The sequence below is a fragment of the Candidatus Flexifilum breve genome, from assembly GCF_016713355.1.
In genome coordinates, this window is the sequence record NZ_JADJPI010000014.1 from 22,010 (window position 1) to 36,125 (window position 14,116).

23 protein-coding genes and 3 pseudogenes are annotated in these 14,116 nt (G+C 59.7%); 7 read left to right on the forward strand and 19 right to left on the reverse strand.

Going from position 1 to position 14,116, the window contains the following annotated elements; genetic code table 11:
* Positions 1–33 precede the first annotated feature (33 nt).
* A complete protein-coding gene (locus IPK17_RS14205) occupies positions 34–216 on the forward strand; it encodes a hypothetical protein (RefSeq protein ID WP_343418348.1) in 183 nt (60 codons plus the stop codon).
* Here the strand turns inward: IPK17_RS14205 and IPK17_RS14210 are convergent.
* From IPK17_RS14210 to IPK17_RS14215, 3 genes and pseudogenes are all read right to left on the reverse strand, one after another.
* Positions 189–1,043, reverse strand: a complete 855-nt coding sequence (locus IPK17_RS14210; protein WP_343418349.1) for a serine/threonine-protein kinase — start codon at positions 1,041–1,043, stop codon at positions 189–191. The two genes, IPK17_RS14205 and IPK17_RS14210, sit on opposite strands and share 28 nt — an antisense overlap.
* A 59-nt stretch (positions 1,044–1,102) precedes the next feature.
* Positions 1,103–1,312 (reverse strand): annotated as a pseudogene (locus IPK17_RS40570) (double zinc ribbon domain-containing protein); the annotation flags it as partial.
* 321 nt (positions 1,313–1,633) lie between these two features.
* A complete protein-coding gene (locus IPK17_RS14215; protein WP_343418350.1) occupies positions 1,634–2,128 on the reverse strand; it encodes a double zinc ribbon and FHA domain-containing protein in 495 nt (164 codons plus the stop codon).
* Between the two features lie 247 nt (positions 2,129–2,375).
* Here IPK17_RS14215 and IPK17_RS14220 point away from each other — a divergent pair, with 247 nt between their 5' ends.
* The 4 genes from IPK17_RS14220 to IPK17_RS14235 all read left to right on the forward strand — a co-directional run bounded on the left by IPK17_RS14220 (position 2,376) and on the right by IPK17_RS14235 (position 5,783).
* Entirely contained in the window at positions 2,376–2,843 is a 468-nt protein-coding gene (locus IPK17_RS14220; protein WP_343418351.1) for an ABC transporter substrate-binding protein, read from the forward strand.
* Positions 2,785–3,456, forward strand: a complete 672-nt coding sequence (locus IPK17_RS14225; protein ID WP_343418352.1) for an extracellular solute-binding protein — start codon at positions 2,785–2,787, stop codon at positions 3,454–3,456. The genes IPK17_RS14220 and IPK17_RS14225 overlap by 59 nt, the downstream gene beginning before the upstream one ends.
* Before the next feature lie 86 nt (positions 3,457–3,542).
* Positions 3,543–4,985, forward strand: coding sequence for a hypothetical protein (locus tag IPK17_RS14230; RefSeq protein WP_343418353.1), 1,443 nt, complete (start codon positions 3,543–3,545; stop codon positions 4,983–4,985).
* A 441-nt stretch (positions 4,986–5,426) separates the two neighbouring features.
* The gene (locus IPK17_RS14235) at positions 5,427–5,783 is read left to right on the forward strand and encodes a hypothetical protein (protein ID WP_343418354.1); all 357 of its coding nucleotides are present in this window, start codon (positions 5,427–5,429) and stop codon (positions 5,781–5,783) included.
* A 36-nt stretch (positions 5,784–5,819) separates the two neighbouring features.
* On the opposite strand, the gene IPK17_RS14240 is transcribed toward IPK17_RS14235, so the two are convergent.
* From IPK17_RS14240 to IPK17_RS14280, 8 genes and pseudogenes are all read right to left on the reverse strand, one after another.
* The gene (locus IPK17_RS14240) at positions 5,820–5,969 is read right to left on the reverse strand and encodes a hypothetical protein (RefSeq protein ID WP_343418355.1); all 150 of its coding nucleotides are present in this window, start codon (positions 5,967–5,969) and stop codon (positions 5,820–5,822) included.
* Between the two features lie 42 nt (positions 5,970–6,011).
* Positions 6,012–6,362, reverse strand: coding sequence for a hypothetical protein (locus tag IPK17_RS14245; RefSeq protein ID WP_343418356.1), 351 nt, complete (start codon positions 6,360–6,362; stop codon positions 6,012–6,014).
* Positions 6,363–6,577: 215 nt separating this feature from the next.
* Positions 6,578–7,186 carry an ABC transporter substrate-binding protein gene (locus IPK17_RS14250; protein ID WP_343418357.1) on the reverse strand — a complete coding sequence of 203 codons (609 nt, stop codon included), beginning with the start codon at positions 7,184–7,186 and terminating at the stop codon, positions 6,578–6,580.
* Positions 7,183–7,688: pseudogene (locus IPK17_RS14260) on the reverse strand (ABC transporter substrate-binding protein). The gene IPK17_RS14250 and the pseudogene IPK17_RS14260 overlap by 4 nt, the downstream one beginning before the upstream one ends.
* Before the next feature lie 180 nt (positions 7,689–7,868).
* Positions 7,869–8,072: a hypothetical protein gene (locus tag IPK17_RS14265; RefSeq protein ID WP_343418360.1), complete on the reverse strand. Its 204-nt coding sequence runs from the start codon at positions 8,070–8,072 to the stop codon at positions 7,869–7,871.
* Positions 8,032–8,196, reverse strand: coding sequence for a hypothetical protein (locus IPK17_RS14270; protein WP_343418361.1), 165 nt, complete (start codon positions 8,194–8,196; stop codon positions 8,032–8,034). The genes IPK17_RS14265 and IPK17_RS14270 overlap by 41 nt, the downstream gene beginning before the upstream one ends.
* An 84-nt stretch (positions 8,197–8,280) precedes the next feature.
* Positions 8,281–8,769, reverse strand: a complete 489-nt coding sequence (locus IPK17_RS14275; protein ID WP_343418362.1) for a hypothetical protein — start codon at positions 8,767–8,769, stop codon at positions 8,281–8,283.
* Complete coding sequence (locus IPK17_RS14280) at positions 8,700–8,969, reverse strand: hypothetical protein (RefSeq protein WP_343418363.1); 270 nt, start codon at positions 8,967–8,969, stop codon at positions 8,700–8,702. Before IPK17_RS14280 ends, IPK17_RS14275 begins: the two co-directional genes overlap by 70 nt.
* On the opposite strand from IPK17_RS14280, the gene IPK17_RS14285 reads away from it, so the two are divergent.
* Positions 8,969–9,115: a hypothetical protein gene (locus tag IPK17_RS14285; RefSeq protein WP_343418364.1), complete on the forward strand. Its 147-nt coding sequence runs from the start codon at positions 8,969–8,971 to the stop codon at positions 9,113–9,115. The two genes, IPK17_RS14280 and IPK17_RS14285, sit on opposite strands and share 1 nt — an antisense overlap.
* 61 nt (positions 9,116–9,176) lie before the next feature.
* Here IPK17_RS14285 and IPK17_RS14290 read toward each other — a convergent pair whose 3' ends face one another.
* The 4 genes and pseudogenes from IPK17_RS14290 to IPK17_RS14305 form a co-directional block, all read right to left on the reverse strand.
* Positions 9,177–9,410, reverse strand: coding sequence for a hypothetical protein (locus tag IPK17_RS14290; RefSeq protein ID WP_343418365.1), 234 nt, complete (start codon positions 9,408–9,410; stop codon positions 9,177–9,179).
* A 417-nt stretch (positions 9,411–9,827) separates the two neighbouring features.
* A pseudogene (locus IPK17_RS14295) lies at positions 9,828–9,959 on the reverse strand (ATP-binding cassette domain-containing protein); the annotation flags it as partial.
* A gap of 352 nt (positions 9,960–10,311) precedes the next feature.
* A complete protein-coding gene (locus tag IPK17_RS14300; protein ID WP_343418366.1) occupies positions 10,312–10,731 on the reverse strand; it encodes a hypothetical protein in 420 nt (139 codons plus the stop codon).
* Positions 10,732–10,739: 8 nt separating this feature from the next.
* Positions 10,740–11,120: a hypothetical protein gene (locus IPK17_RS14305; protein WP_343418367.1), complete on the reverse strand. Its 381-nt coding sequence runs from the start codon at positions 11,118–11,120 to the stop codon at positions 10,740–10,742.
* Positions 11,121–11,667: 547 nt separating this feature from the next.
* On the opposite strand from IPK17_RS14305, the gene IPK17_RS14310 reads away from it, so the two are divergent.
* Positions 11,668–12,189 (forward strand): GyrI-like domain-containing protein, encoded by a 522-nt coding sequence (locus IPK17_RS14310; RefSeq protein WP_343418368.1) that lies wholly within the window; start codon positions 11,668–11,670, stop codon positions 12,187–12,189.
* Positions 12,190–12,208: 19 nt separating this feature from the next.
* On the opposite strand, the gene IPK17_RS14315 is transcribed toward IPK17_RS14310, so the two are convergent.
* The 4 genes from IPK17_RS14315 to IPK17_RS14330 all read right to left on the reverse strand — a co-directional run bounded on the left by IPK17_RS14315 (position 12,209) and on the right by IPK17_RS14330 (position 14,041).
* Positions 12,209–12,475 carry a hypothetical protein gene (locus IPK17_RS14315; RefSeq protein ID WP_343418369.1) on the reverse strand — a complete coding sequence of 89 codons (267 nt, stop codon included), beginning with the start codon at positions 12,473–12,475 and terminating at the stop codon, positions 12,209–12,211.
* 391 nt (positions 12,476–12,866) lie between these two features.
* Positions 12,867–12,998 carry a hypothetical protein gene (locus IPK17_RS14320; protein WP_343418370.1) on the reverse strand — a complete coding sequence of 44 codons (132 nt, stop codon included), beginning with the start codon at positions 12,996–12,998 and terminating at the stop codon, positions 12,867–12,869.
* 73 nt (positions 12,999–13,071) lie between these two features.
* Positions 13,072–13,203 carry a hypothetical protein gene (locus IPK17_RS14325; protein ID WP_343418371.1) on the reverse strand — a complete coding sequence of 44 codons (132 nt, stop codon included), beginning with the start codon at positions 13,201–13,203 and terminating at the stop codon, positions 13,072–13,074.
* A 649-nt stretch (positions 13,204–13,852) separates the two neighbouring features.
* Positions 13,853–14,041: a hypothetical protein gene (locus IPK17_RS14330; protein WP_343418372.1), complete on the reverse strand. Its 189-nt coding sequence runs from the start codon at positions 14,039–14,041 to the stop codon at positions 13,853–13,855.
* Positions 14,042–14,116: the final 75 nt, after the last annotated feature.

Genomic DNA, 14,116 nt, shown 5'->3' on the forward strand with positions numbered 1-14,116 from the left:
GTAGTCGCGTTGTTGATAGGCTTCCCCTGCGCGGTGAGGATCACGGTTGACGCGGGGTTGGTGGTCGGCACCTGCGGGCAGGTCGATTTTGACCGTTCCGGCGACGACGCCCGTCCCGGTGGTCTGGCGCAGCGTTTCCAACGTCACACCCGCGAAATTGGCGCGTTCGCGCTGCTGGCGGAACGCCGTCATGTCCGGCGTTTGCCCTTCACATAGCCGATCACACCGTCGATTTCCGCTTCGATCTCCTCGACGCTCTGCGGGCGGTTCTCGCGTTCCGGCGCGGTCAGCCACTCGACAAAGTAGCGCAGCGATTCATCGTACTGAATCCACGGATGGTCAGTGGGTGGCGTGAGTGTGTAGCGGAACTCCTCCGTGTGGACTTCTTCCATCCCGACCAGTTCCGCCAGCGTACGCCCGATGGTGAAATAGTCGTCGCGCCAATCAGGATGCCGCGCCTGCTGCGAGTGATAGCCGGGCGTGCCGCGCGCGGGCTTGGGCGGCTTATTCGCGTCGTAGCGATAGGCTGTGCCGAAGTCGAGCAGCACTTCGATCTGGTCACCATTGGCGAGCGTCATGCGCTTGACGTTGGACGGCTTGAAGTCGCAGTAGATGATCGGCGGGTTGAGGCCGTGCAGATACTTGAAGGCGGGCAGCAGCCCTTTGACGCGCAGCAGCGCCTGTTCCGCCGACATGGGCAGCACCAGCTTGCGCGTGGTCGGCTCTTCGATCTCGTCCGCCCAGCTCGGCCCGGCGATGAATTCCATGACGTAGCACAGCTCAGTATCGATCACGAAGAAGTCGATCACCGAGATTATGTTGGGGTGGCGGATATTGATGAGCGTCTTGGCTTCCTGCTCCAGCGCATCGCGCAGCAGCGGATCTTGCGCCACCACCGTCTTGATCACGACGTACTTGGACAGGTTGCGGTCATACGCTTTCCACGCGCGCCCCATGCCGCCCTGACCGAGTAACTGCTCGATGCCGTAGCGGTCAGAAATGACCGCGCCGATCTGAATGGCGCTCGGCGGGCCTTCCAGCACAACGGGTTTGGGCGCTGCCGCAGTCGCTCCGTTGGTATCCAGCTTTTACCGCAGTTGGGGCAGTGCCGCGCATTCGGACGCAGCTTGAAGCCGCAGTTGGGGCACGTCAGGCGGTCGACGGGGACTTCGCCCGTCGCCATCACCTGCGCCGCCGTCAGCGGTTTAAGCGCCTGGGTTGAGAGTTCAAGCCCGCACTCATCGCAGAAGCCGCTGGCCGTGCTGGTCGGCTTGCCGCAGTGCGGACAGGTGATTTTCGCTTGTGTGGTCACGTCTTTTTGCCTTTATCAGTTGACGACAACCTAATGCTTGTAGGGGCAAGGCAGGCCGGTAGCTCGCTAGACTAGTGTGCAGTCTGCTTGGGGACAGCGGACGCAATGAATTGCGTCCCTACGAGAAAGGCTGTCTTCGTGTAGGGACGCGATTTATCGCGTCCGCAACCTCCCAAAACCGACCTGTAACCCGTATTCACGGTATCTACGCGCTTACCAACCTGCCTGAATCCTACGAAATACAACCTCATCCGGCTTGCTGGGCAATCCATCCCGCTCGATGAGGAGAGGGGCAGTGGAGCGCAGCGACACGGGGTGAGGTTACGCTTCGTGGAAGACCAGCTCAATTTTGCCGAGCTTGATTACATCGCCCTCGTCGATCGGTTCGGCTTGCCCTTGCGCCAGCTTGATCCCGTTGACATACGTGTGATTCGAGCTGCCGAGGTCTTCGATGTAGTACTTGCCGCCGATGTTCGTGATCTGCGCATGGCGGTGGCTGATGTATTTGCCGTCCGGGTAGCCGTCAAAGTCGATTTGCAGCGCCGGGTCTTCGCGTCCGATCACCGCGGCATCGCTCAGCTTGAAGATCGACCCGGTGGTTTTGAGCACGAGGTGCGGCCCTTCATAGGGGGCGAGCGGCGGGTCGGCCTGCGGAATCAGGTCTTGGGGGGGCGGCGGCGGAACAGGCGCTGCATCCGCCGGATTGACGAGCACCACACGCGCCACCGAGGGAGCCGCCTGCGGAAGTTCCGTGCCGCATTCTTCGCAAAAACGCGAGCCCGGTTCGTTCCAGTGCTGGCAGTTTGGACATTGCATAGTTAATCAGTTCCTTCCCAACACTTTCATGGTACGCACAATTCTACAATACGCTCCCCCATTTTACGGGGCAGTTGCGTCAAAAAGTTGTCAAATCGCGCTAGACAGAGCCTGCGGGATGTATGATTGATGATACCATTGTAGCGACGAGGCGAGCCTCGTCCTTTTGTTGGAAAATCTGCACGAGGACGGCGCTCGACGGCTAACTGGTCTGTACTGTGACCAACTACGAAATGAGGCGGCTCTGATGAGGCAAAAATCACTGCTGTTACTGGTGCTGGTGGTGTTAGGCATAGGGAGTATGCCTGCCGCCGCCCAAACCGATTTCTGGGCGTGTCCGCCGGGGTTCGCGGGGCAAACGCTCAATGTGTACAACTGGACAACCTACATCGCCGAAGACACGATCTCCAATTTTGAACGGCTGTGCGGTGTGAGCGTCAACTACAACACCTACGCCAGCGACACCGATATGCTCGAAGAACTGCGTGCGGGCAATACGCCGCAGTATGATGTGGTCGTGCCCTCCAACGCCAACGTGTATCTCATGGTAGATGAGGGTCTGCTCCAACCGCTGGACTTCGCCAATATCGCTAATTTCGCCAACATTGGCGCGGCGTTCAAGAACCCGCCCTTACGACCCCGGCAACGTCTACACCGTGCCGTACCAGTGGGGGACCATCGGCGTGGGTTACAACCGCGCCGCGCTGGGACGTGACATCGCCACGTGGGACGACATCTTCAAGATGAATGCGCGCGTCGCATGGCTGGACGAATCGCATCCGATGTTCGGGTTTGCGCTGCGTGTGCTCGGCTATGATCCGAACACCGCTGATGCGGCACAGATCGCTGAAGCCGAGCAGTACCTGATCGACCACGCGGCCAATCTGGTCGAGATCGCGCCGGATACCGGGCAGGATCTGCTGGCGGCGGGGCAAGCCGATGTGGTGGTCGAATACAACGGTGACATCTTCCAGTTGATCGCCTCGTGCGGCTGCGACGACTACCGCTATATCATCCCAGCGGAAGGCGGGCAGATCTGGACGGATAACCTCGCCATCCCGGTCGGTGCGCAAAATCAGCCGCTGGCGGAAGTCTTCATCGACTACATCCTCAACGCGCAGGTCAACGCCGACATCAGCAATTACACCGCCTACGCCAGCCCGAATCAGGTGGCGATTGACGAAGGTCTCATCTACGGCGACTACCTGAGCAATGCGGCCATTTACCCGGAAGCGACTGATACCCTGTTCTACACCGTTTCCGACGCGGCGCTCGACGAAGCGTACGGCGCGGCGTGGGAACGCGTGCACGACGCGATAGGACGATAAGCGATGACGACACCCCACCCCCAGCCCCTCCCCGAATTCGGAGAGGGGAGACAACAGGTTCGCCGCGTCGATAGGATGATGAAATCATGACAACTACTCAACCTGCAATGGCAGTCCCGGTGATGGAACGCCCACGGCGGCAGATTGCCGCGCAGACGCGCGCTCGCTATGCGCTGCTGAGCGGCGCGGCGGTGCTGCTGGCGCTGCTCACGCTCGTGCAGGCGCTCAACGCCTACCGCACGTCGTATGAATTGTTCCGCGGCATTGCCGAGATCAACAGCACGACGGTCGACGCGGCGGAAAACGCGCTGCAGTACGTCGCGCAGGCCAGCCAATCCGCCGCCGACTACACCCTGCTGACGTCGGATACGCCGCTCTACGAACAGGCGCAGAACAACATCTTCCGCGCTTTCAGCGCCTACCGCGACGAGCTGTTTACACTGCGTGACAATTTGCAGTCTGCCGATGAGCAGACCGCTTACACCACCGCGGAAACGTATACATTCAGCCGCTTCTGGCGGCATGTGAGCAACCTGGTCGCCAACCGCAGCGATGACGCGCTCGCCCGCCGCGAATTCCTCGACGCGGACAACCACGTGCGCAACTGGATCACGCCCGCGCTGCAGGAACTGGAAAGCCTCAACTTTGAGGGCATGGTCGACGCGGGCGAGAACGCGGGCAGCGTGATCGCCGGGCAGTTGATCCTGTTCGCCGTGCCCGCGTTCGGGCTGGCGGCGCTGCTGACCTACATCTCGTTCATGATCCGCGGCAAGGTGCGCCGCTACCTGACGCCGGGGATCGATGCGGCGGTGGTGCTGGCGTGGGTGCTACTGTTCCTCGTCGGCTTAAATCTGTTGGACGCACCCAACAAAATCCACACCATGATCGACGATGCTTACCTGAGCGTGAGCGCCAGCGCGCGCACACTGGTCGACGCCAACCTCGCCAACCGCGCGGAAAGCTCGCTGCTGCTCGACCCGGACAACACCGAAGCGTGGGAAGCCCGCTATAACGATGCGATGGAACGTGTGATGCTGCGTTTGTGCGGTCAAATCGACTGCACGGCCGAGCAGTTTACCGGCTCGGGCGATGTCATGCGCACGGCGGCGATCACCGACGCGGAAGCGATCAGCTCGGCGGATTCGCAGCGCATTGACGGTATTCGTCCGCTGGTGACGAATGTGACCTTCTCCGGCGAAGCGACCGCGCTCGAAGTGGCGCGGCGGGCGTTGGAGGATTTCCGCGAAGCGCACGTCAACTTGCGTGGCCAGATCAACAGCGGCGACCTCGAAAAGGCGATTCTGTTCAACACCAGTGCGGATGATCCCGGTTCAAGTCAGGAAACCTTCAACCGCTTCGTCAGCGCGATGGAAAACCTGCGCCAGATCAACCGCGATGTGTTCGACCAGACGTGGACAGCGCAGCGCGACGCGCTCAACCGCAACCAACTGCTGCTCGGCTTGGTCGGCTATGCGCTGATAGCGGTGCTGATCGTGGTCGGCGTCGCGCATCGGTATCGGGAACTGTAAGGGGCACCTCACTGTTTTCGACCGCACTCCGGCCCCTCCCCGAATTCGGGGGAGGGAGCCAGCAAAGCGGCTTTTCGCCCCTCTCCCCGCTTGCGTGGGAGAGGGGTGGTGAGGGGTAATCCGTATCGTTTTCTTAAACTGCATCATCGCGTCCGCTGTCCCCAAAAGACTCTATGCTACGGAGCGATTGACCTGCCTTGGCCTGTTTTGTCGGATTTCGGGGACAGGACTGGCTTGACCCGTTCATGGGTTTGGAGAACTTACTTTAACCCTGTTCCCCCGCATTCATGCCCGCAATGCACATGCTTTTATATGCATTGCTATAAAGTGCACAAGCATACGCCGATCAAATTTGTGCAGGAAAATTTACGAATCGCGCGACATTGAGCGTTTCCTCACGTTTCTTATTATCAGACGGGTTAAGTGATAAGGTGAGGAATTATGTCGACATCACGTTATAGTCCAGTTCGCGAACGGATCGCGCACACGCAGCAGCGCCAGATCTCGGAACGCGCGCCGCGCCCGCTGACCGCCATGAACGGGAAAAAGACCGCGAAGAAGAAGCAGCGCCCCTTGCTCATCGAGCTGTTCGACATCCTGCCCGCGCGCTGGAAAGGGATCACGCTCGGTCTGCTGCTGTCACTCGCCCCGAGCTACCTCATTTCGCTGAACACCACCGGGATGCGCGCCTGCCGTCCATCGCGCCGATTTTTGGCTTTATTCTGGTTGGCTTCCTCGTCGGCCTTGTCGTCCAAAATTCCTCCAACAACTAGACGCACGCTGTTTCCAAGATCATAAAAAATCGGCTCTAGGCCGATTTTTTGATTCTGAGTGCTATTTCACCACGCGAAACCAGATATCTGTGCGCGGGCCGGCGTCAAACACGCGGATCTTCTCAAGTTTGAGCCGCGTCAGGTCGACGCCTTCAAACAGGCGCAGCCCGCCGCCGAGCAGCACCGGCATGATACCGATGCGGCTCGTCACACAGCCTGGCGTTGATCACCTGCCGGTTAATGCTCCCGCCGATCACCAGCACGTTTTTGTCGCCCGCGGCGGCTTGGCCTGCGCGACCGCGCTCGATGCCGTCGGTGACGAAGATGAAGCGCAGGCGACCATTGCTGGGCTGTTTCGCCGGGCATGTGATGCGTCAGCACGAAGATCGGCACCTGATACTCGTAGTTGTCCGCGTACCAGTCCGGATCCCCATCTCGAACGACCGCTTCCCCATGACGATTGCGCCGGGTTGCGCATCTCTTCCTGCAGCACTTCCGTCTGCGCCAGGTTGACCAAATCCGGGTAGAGTTGACCCACATCCCCGTTCGGGTCGCTCGCGAATCCATCCACCGACAGCGTCTTACCGCCGATCACCTTGCCCATAGGTCCTCCTGCATTCCGTTTGAGACGATAACTTAGTTCATTTGTTCTACTCTGTCAATGAGTATGCAGTCTTTGCCGTCAAATAAATCGCCGAAAATAGCTGTAGGGGCAAGGCGCGCCTTGCCCCTACACCCACCATCACATGCAGTCTCTGACTGTGAATGGGAAACAAAAAGGGGCGAACCAGACTGGTTCGCCCCTGCACATCTGACTGACTAAGCGATTATTCGCCGTTGGGGGTGACTTCGACGGCCAGCGCTTCGTAGCTCGCGGGCCGTCACATCGAGGTCGGCCATGTCCGCCTGCAGGCTGTCGAGGGCGGCCTGCGCGAGGTCGGTGCGATAGGTCACGCCTTCGCCTTCCGCCGCGCTGCTGATGATGCCGTAGTCGAGGGCGATCTGCGCGGTGATATCAAACGCTTCCGCGTCCATCAGGCCGATACCGGCTTCCGACGGCCACACCAGCTTGTTGACTTCGTTCATCTGCCACAGTTGGTGACCCTGACCGAGCGTCGGGCCAGCTTCCAGCACGAAGTCGACGCACTGCTGCGCATCTTCACGGCAGGCAATCCAGCCGCGGAACGAGGCGCGCAGGAACTTGATGGCGATTTCTTCGTTGCCTTCTTCGGCGAGCCACTCAGCGCGGGCGAAAATGCCGTCTTCCAGCATAGCCGTGCCGTATTCGTTGAAGTCGAGCACGTTCAGGTCTTCCAGCGTGTAGACCGGGAAGGCGCTGCCATCGCCAACAAATTCGAGCACCTGCGCGAGTTCGTTGTAGGTCATGGCGGAGGCGGCGTCAATTTCACGATTCAGGAAGGCGTTCATATCGAACGCCTGCTGCGCGACGACGACATCATCCGGGTTTTCGGGTCAAAGCCGGCCTTGGTCAGCGCGGCGAAGGTCGGGAACTGGTTGCCGCAGCACTCCACGCCGACGGTGCGACCACCGAGGTCTTCGAACGAGGTCAGGCCGCTGTCCGCCCACGTGATCTGGCGCATGCCGGAGCGCTGGTAGATCTGCGCGATGTTGACGACATCCTGACCGGTTTCACGGGTGGCGAGCAGGTTGCCCATCCAGTCGATGCCGATTCGACATCGCCCGACGCGACCAACTGCTGCGGGTTGATATCGACACCGGCGGCGATGATTTCGACGTCGAGGCCTTCTTCTTCATAGTAGCCGAGCGCTTCGGCGGCATAGTAGCCGGCAAACTGGGCCTGCGGCACCCACTTCAAGACCAAACTGACCGGGGTCAGGTCCTGGGCGGCAACGGCGGGGACGATCGCGAGTACCAACAGAGCAAATACCGCTAGAAACAACTTACGCATCTTCTATAGCTCCTTGAACAACTGACCGCTCTTGTACACCTCTCCGCGCCTCCTTAAGACGCGGTTGGATACCGAAAAATCACCTCACCAAATGCGGCTGTAGGGACGCGCTTCTGCATCCGCTATCACGGACGGCCTTCTGGCGGTCCCTACAAAACCTTCAACCGAGTGAGGTTCATATCACTCGCGGAACGACACATGCCACGACATGAGCGCGCGTTCCACGATGGAGACGACCATGTAAAACAGAATGCCGAACAGCGCGGCGATCGCGATGGCCGACCACGCCTCCGGGTACCTGAACAGCCCGGCGTCATCGCGAATGCCGAAAGCCGAGTCCCCGTCATCGCGCCGCCGAAATATTCTGACAATCGCGCCGATCATCGCCAGCGTCCTTGCCCACCTTGAGCGCCGAGAAAATGTACGGCAGCGCGGTCGGCAGGCGCAGTTTGCGGAAAATATCCCACTGCGAGGCGGCGTAGGTCTTCATGAGTTCCAGCGACGGCATCGACGGCAGTCAGGCCGCGTACGGTGCTGATCATCGCGGGAAAGTAGGTCAGCATGGCGACAATGGCAACTTTCGACGCCGGATTCAGCGCTCAAACCAGTTGTTGAAGATCGGCGCAGCGCGATGATCGGCACGGCGTTGACGCCGACCGCGACGGGCAGCAGTGCCTTGCTGAACGAGGTGAAGCGCGCCGCGAAAATCCCCGTGACGACGCCTCACCGCAGCCCACGACAAAGCCCCAGAACGCATTCTGGAAGGTGTTCCAGCCCGCCGACACCAACCGCGGATAGACTTCCGGAGAACGCGCCCGCGATCACCGACGGACGCGGCAGTAGGAAGCCCTGGATCTTGAACACGTTGATCGCGAGGTTCCCACACGCCGACCACAATCACGGCGCGACGACCAGCGCCGCCCCTGCTTGCGCAGTGCCTTGCGGTACACGTCAGGCGCGTCCACGGCTGCCACAGCAGCACCGCCGCGACCAGCGCCAGCACCTCGAAGATCAAGGTGAGCGAAGCCGCCGCTTCCAGCAGCACCAGCGGCGCAGTGTCTTCCAGCCGTTCGACGAACACTGCGCCTGATCGATGCCGTAGAGCGCGCCGCTGAAATTGAAATCAAGCAGAATGGCTGCGCCTGTGTACAGCGTATACAGAATCAGGATGACGGCTGCCCCTAGTTTGAGGGGGTTGCCGCGCACTTTGCGCCACGAGCCAATCTGCGCGGCGGCGGCGATGATCAGGCCGATGGCCGCTGACCGGTTGGAGCGTCGCATTGCGAAACGCCCGAGCCGAACTGCACATTGAACAGCAGCAGCGGATTTTGAATGTGGTAGGTGACGACGATCAGGAAGATGGTGATGAGCGCAATGATGTCACGGTCGAGCGTGCGCGGCTCGAACAGCCCGCGGCCTCCGCGTAGACGATCTCGAAGCGGCTTCCGACGTCACTCGCCTGATGCGGGTTAAGTTTGAGCGTGTCGCTCATGCCACAATCCCCATCGCCGTGACGCCAACACCTTCGCGCAGGGCGTGGCGCACCTTGTTCGTCAGGTGGAAGAAATCGTCGAGGTCGCGGGTTTGCGGGCCGCGCGACGGGCCGGGCAGATGGATGTCGATGACTTCGGCGATACGCCCCGGTCGCGGCGACATCACGACCACGCGCGACGACAGGTACACGGCTTCGCTGATACTGTGCGTGACGAAAATGACCGTCATGCCGGTCAGCTTACGCCAGATGCTCAGCAGTTCGTTGTTCGGCCCGTTCGCGCGTCATCTCGTCGAGCGCGCCGAACGGCTCATCCATGAGCAGGATGCGCGGCTCAAACGCCAGCGCGCGGGCGATGCTCAGCGCGCTGCATGCCGCCGGAAAGCTGCCACGGGGAACTTACCCTCGAAGTCGCTCAACTCCACCACCAGGAGCATTTCGCGGGCGCGTTCGTCGCGCTGCGCCTTCGGATACTTCATGATCTCAGCGGAAGCTCGCACGTTCTTGAGCAGGCACCGTACGCCATTCGTAGAGCCGTCGGGCTCTGGAACACAAGCCATAATCGCGATCTTTACGCGCTTTGCTGCGGCGACTTGCCGTTCACCGTGATCGCCCCGGAAGGACGACTGCACGAGATCGGCGATGATACGCAGGAGCGTCGATTTACCACAGCCGGACGGCCCGATCAGCGAGACGAATTCTCCTGCTGCACGTCGAGGTTGATACCTTCCAACGCGTGGACATTGACGCCGTCCGCGCGCGAAAGGTCTTTGAGAGATTCTGGATAGAGATCATCCGGAGCCATAGTGCCTCAAAAAGTTTACAGTTCACAGTTTACAGTTAACAGTCAAAACGACTATTTCACTCTAACTTTGACTGACTGCGTGGTCACTGAAAGACGCGTTGTCCCGTCTCATAGCGAAGGATCCGTCGTTATCAGCCAGATCAAGCCGGAAGTTTCGCAGCCTGTCGTGCCACAAATAACACCGGTTTTTGGATAGCCGATCGGTTCAACAGAACGAACATATTCATGTTTCGTCCCTTTAGGGTTTCCATGTTCTATACAGCGTACTAGCGCCATGTTTTTGTCCTTACTGTCCACTGTAACCTGACGACTGTGAACTGAACTACTCACTCACTTCCGGTTTCCAGCGCACGACGAACCGTTCGATCACCGCGATCACGGTGAAGAAGAAAATGCCGAGGAGCCCCGCGGCGGAATCGTCGCCCGCAGGCGCGGCGGCGACTGGCTGTAGCGGGCGAAGGTGAGATGGCGATCCCCAAACCGCTCTGAATGCCGGACGGCAGTTCGCCGATGATCGCGCCGACCACGCTGGCCGTCGCGGAGATTTTGAGCGCGGTGAAGATCTGCGGGAGCGCGTTGGGCAAGCGCAGCTTGAAGGATTTCGCGGCGGCTGGCCGCGTAGGGTCTGCATGAGTTCGAGCGCGGTCGCTGGAACGGACGTGAGGCCGCGCAGCAGGTGTCAGATCGTGACCGGGAAGAACGTCAGGTAAGCGGCGATCATGGCGCCGACCATTCGGTTGCCCCATGCGCCCCATCAGATGACGACCATCGGCGCGACCGCCAGAATCCTGGCACCGTCTGCGAGGCGATCACGTACGGCAGCAGGCCGCGCTGAAGCAGCATGGAATGTGCGAACAAAATCGCCAGCACGAAGCAAATCTGCCCGCCCAGAGGAAGCCGCGCAGCTCGCTACAGCGTGGGCAGCCCGGATTTGAACAACATCTGGTAGAGCGGCGCGCCATTGCGCTGCGCCGGTTCGGTGAACGGCCCGAATATCGCCGAGATGCGGGAGCTGCGTATCGTTGAAAATCGTCAGGTCGAGGGCGTACCGCCAATATTCAGCGTGTAGCCACCGACGACCGAACGCTTTCGCGCCTTCCCACACGAGCGCCAGCACCACGAGCAGGAGCGACACGAACACCGTACGATAGCGGCCTGGATCGCTGGGGATTTTTCCGCGCGGCGGCGCGCATCTCTTGAGTGGCCATATAGCTATTTTTTTACCAAACGTTCGGTTTTATAACAGATTTTGACTATTGTATAGAGAAACCACTACCTCTGCCAATTGGTCGCAATGGACAAATCCAACGCTGGGATCTTGGTCATTGAACTCTCCAGCGGCTGGAGAGTGTATGGTTGATGTAACCGGAGCGCACTGGCAATGGCCAAAGGGTCGGCGTTTTGGCGATTGTGCAACGCAGCAGGAGGTCCCATGCTCAAACTCGATCTCAGACGGCGGTATGCCGCCTATCTCAAACCGTCTGCCAAAGCAGCCCAACTTGTCGATGTGCCGCCGCTCACCTTCCTGATGATCGACGGGCGCGGTAGCGAACACCGCGCCGAGCTACAAAGCCGCGGTTGGACCTTGGCCTGTCGTATACGCTCAAATTCACTTCAGAAGACGCGCGGCCTCGACTGTGGCGTGATGCCGCTCGAAGGCTTATGGTGGGCGGACGATATGGATGCCTTCCTGGCAAGCCGACAAAGACGCGTACCTCTGGACGATGATGATCCTGCAGCCGGACGTGGTGACGCCCGACGTGTTCGCAGCGATCAAACCCGAAGTCGCGAAGAAGAAGGCGCTGCCCGCGCTGGATTTGCTGCGTCTGGAGACGTATCACGAAGGGCTGTGCGCGCAGATTCTGCACCTCGGTCCATATGACGCGGAAGGCCCGACGATCCAGCGTCTGCACGAATTCATCGCCGCGCAGGGCAAGCAGCGCACGGGCAAACACCACGAGATCTATCTCGGCGACCCGAACAAGAGCGCGCCTGACAAGCTCAAGACGATCATCCGCCAGCCGATTGGGAAACAGCAATCACCACCCCGTCCCCTCCCGAATTCAGGAGGGAGACAGATCAGACCTTGTAGGGACGAGGCATGCCTCGTCCTCTTTCTTCGCCGAGAAAATAAAGAGGACGAGGCATGCCTTGTCCCTACAAAAAACTGTCACTGGGTATTTGTGCGCTGTTTCAACAGCTGAGTTATGGTTTCGATGGCCGCTATTCGGTCATGCTATACGGCGCTTTGCCGCCGATGTCGCCGACGAACGTCGGCAGCTTCGAGTGCCCCAACATCTGCCGGATGGCCTGCGATTCGCCATTGTGAAACCAGTAGTGATAGGTCGTGCGCAGCAAACGCGTGCCGATGCTCTCCGGGCTGGTCTTGACGGGCTTACCGAACTTGCTGAAGGTGAGCAGCGCCGCCTCATCAACCGTGTCCAGCCACGGATCAGCCGCTTCGGTGACGATCTTCCACGCGGCCCACATCTCTTTGAGCGGCGGCGTGCTGGCAGGTTGCCCATACCGAACTTATTGACTTCCGGCACAGGGTGCGCATGCCCTGTCCCTGGGTGGAGCCAATAGAGCGCTGTTCCTGCCACGCCAGATGCCCCACCATCCAGCTGATGCAGTTCATCGATTCGGAGCGGCGGCAGGCTTCCTCAGCAGTATTGACGCCTTTGAGCGCGCGCTGGGAATTCGCTGCGGGTGAAACGGAGTTGAAAGACCAATGGATGCGGCATGATCCAGTCCCTCACGGTGCGACCATTTGTGCTAATTCCGAACTATAGTCCAATCCGGTTATCGGGCGCAAATTCCGGCAACGGGGCAACAAAAGGGCGACCGTGGTGCCCTGGGGCTGTATCATTTGCTGCGCGCGTTACGCCTTGACGACGAGCGTCGAAGCGAGTTTGTCCGCCAGCCCCGCTTGCGGTTGTCGAACGCCGCCCAGATCCAGCCGAGGCCGAACAGGAACGGAGTTGATGTAGTAGCCGACATAGCGAACGATCACGTCGGCGGTTTCCAGCGGGCGTGGTCGTTGATTTGACGACGCGAATGCCTCGCATCACACGTTCGCCAATGGTCTAGCCATTCTGCTGCGTCAGGAAATACCAGTTGTGGGTGATGCCGATCAGGAACGTGATGATGCTGCTCAGGTGCCTCGCTTCACGCAGACCAGAGAACAACACGCCGCCGATGATGCCGAGGATCGCCAACAGATCAATGCGATCGGACGTTCGCCCAAGCCCGCGAGTTCTTCGGTCTCATACACATAGCTGCGGCCATTTTCCGGTTTTCCGAAATCGTAACTGCTCTGTGAGTGATGCTTCCCCCTCAATGATCCCGATACAGCCTATATACGCGGCAGTTCTGGAGATTGCTGCTGGCACAAAACCACAGTTCTGGGGGCTAAGGGTAATTGTAAAGTAACGCGAATTATGGATAACGCTTCTCTGACCTCCCCCCGGCCCCTCCCCACATTCGGGGGGCTGAGGCAACATCACTGCCATTCCTCCCCTCTCCTTGCGTGGGAAAGTGTTAGGTGTAGGGGCAGAACGAGGCTTGTCTCTAACTAACGCTAGGTAGCACTGAATGTTCGTGAAGGGCAGCCGATGTGTCGCCCCGCAAGCCGTTCGTGTGTTTTTTGAGAACCCACTTCCAGACCGGAGCGCTCGTTATCGCTAAAACAAAACAGGCGACCTGCGATAGTCGCCTGTTTGCTTGTTTGTTGCCTTCGGATCACGGCGTGGGGTTGCCGCCGCCGACCGGGTTGTTTTTCCGGGTGACAGTAATAGGTGCGCAGCCACGCGCCCCAAACGCAGTTCGTCACCGTGTCGGGGCACACGCACTTCCTGCGGGCAGGCGCTAACCGTTGATGAAGGTGCCGTTCGCGCTGCGCATATCTGACACCGAGAGCGTGTTCATTTTGTTGTGGTGGTCAGCGACATGTGCAGCCGCTGCGATTATCGGCCTTGATTCCGCCCGCGCCAGTTCGCTCAGGTCGACATCCGGGCGCATGGTTGCGCCATCGCCGCGTCCGACGACAATCTTCATGCTTGAAGTTCTGCGGGCGGATTTTGAACGATTGGTTGGTCACAGCATAATCAGCAGGATTGAGTGTGGAATTCA

What these genes read in the sequence shown, in the direction of transcription:
- IPK17_RS14215 (WP_343418350.1), bottom strand. Translation starts at nt 2,128, where the DNA reads ATGCAATGTCCAAACTGCCAGCACTGGAACGAACCGGGCTCGCGTTTT.
- IPK17_RS14220 (WP_343418351.1), top strand. Translation starts at nt 2,376, where the DNA reads ATGAGGCAAAAATCACTGCTGTTACTGGTGCTGGTGGTGTTAGGCATA.
- IPK17_RS14230 (WP_343418353.1), top strand. Translation starts at nt 3,543, where the DNA reads ATGACAACTACTCAACCTGCAATGGCAGTCCCGGTGATGGAACGCCCA.
- IPK17_RS14235 (WP_343418354.1), top strand. Translation starts at nt 5,427, where the DNA reads ATGTCGACATCACGTTATAGTCCAGTTCGCGAACGGATCGCGCACACG.
- IPK17_RS14245 (WP_343418356.1), bottom strand. Translation starts at nt 6,362, where the DNA reads ATGGGCAAGGTGATCGGCGGTAAGACGCTGTCGGTGGATGGATTCGCG.
- IPK17_RS14250 (WP_343418357.1), bottom strand. Translation starts at nt 7,186, where the DNA reads ATGAACGCCTTCCTGAATCGTGAAATTGACGCCGCCTCCGCCATGACC.
- IPK17_RS14265 (WP_343418360.1), bottom strand. Translation starts at nt 8,072, where the DNA reads ATGATCGGCGCGATTGTCAGAATATTTCGGCGGCGCGATGACGGGGAC.
- IPK17_RS14270 (WP_343418361.1), bottom strand. Translation starts at nt 8,196, where the DNA reads ATGCCGTCGCTGGAACTCATGAAGACCTACGCCGCCTCGCAGTGGGAT.
- IPK17_RS14280 (WP_343418363.1), bottom strand. Translation starts at nt 8,969, where the DNA reads ATGCGACGCTCCAACCGGTCAGCGGCCATCGGCCTGATCATCGCCGCC.
- IPK17_RS14290 (WP_343418365.1), bottom strand. Translation starts at nt 9,410, where the DNA reads ATGACGGTCATTTTCGTCACGCACAGTATCAGCGAAGCCGTGTACCTG.
- IPK17_RS14300 (WP_343418366.1), bottom strand. Translation starts at nt 10,731, where the DNA reads ATGGGGCAACCGAATGGTCGGCGCCATGATCGCCGCTTACCTGACGTT.
- IPK17_RS14310 (WP_343418368.1), top strand. Translation starts at nt 11,668, where the DNA reads ATGCCTTCCTGGCAAGCCGACAAAGACGCGTACCTCTGGACGATGATG.
- IPK17_RS14315 (WP_343418369.1), bottom strand. Translation starts at nt 12,475, where the DNA reads ATGTGGGCCGCGTGGAAGATCGTCACCGAAGCGGCTGATCCGTGGCTG.
- IPK17_RS14330 (WP_343418372.1), bottom strand. Translation starts at nt 14,041, where the DNA reads ATGAAGATTGTCGTCGGACGCGGCGATGGCGCAACCATGCGCCCGGAT.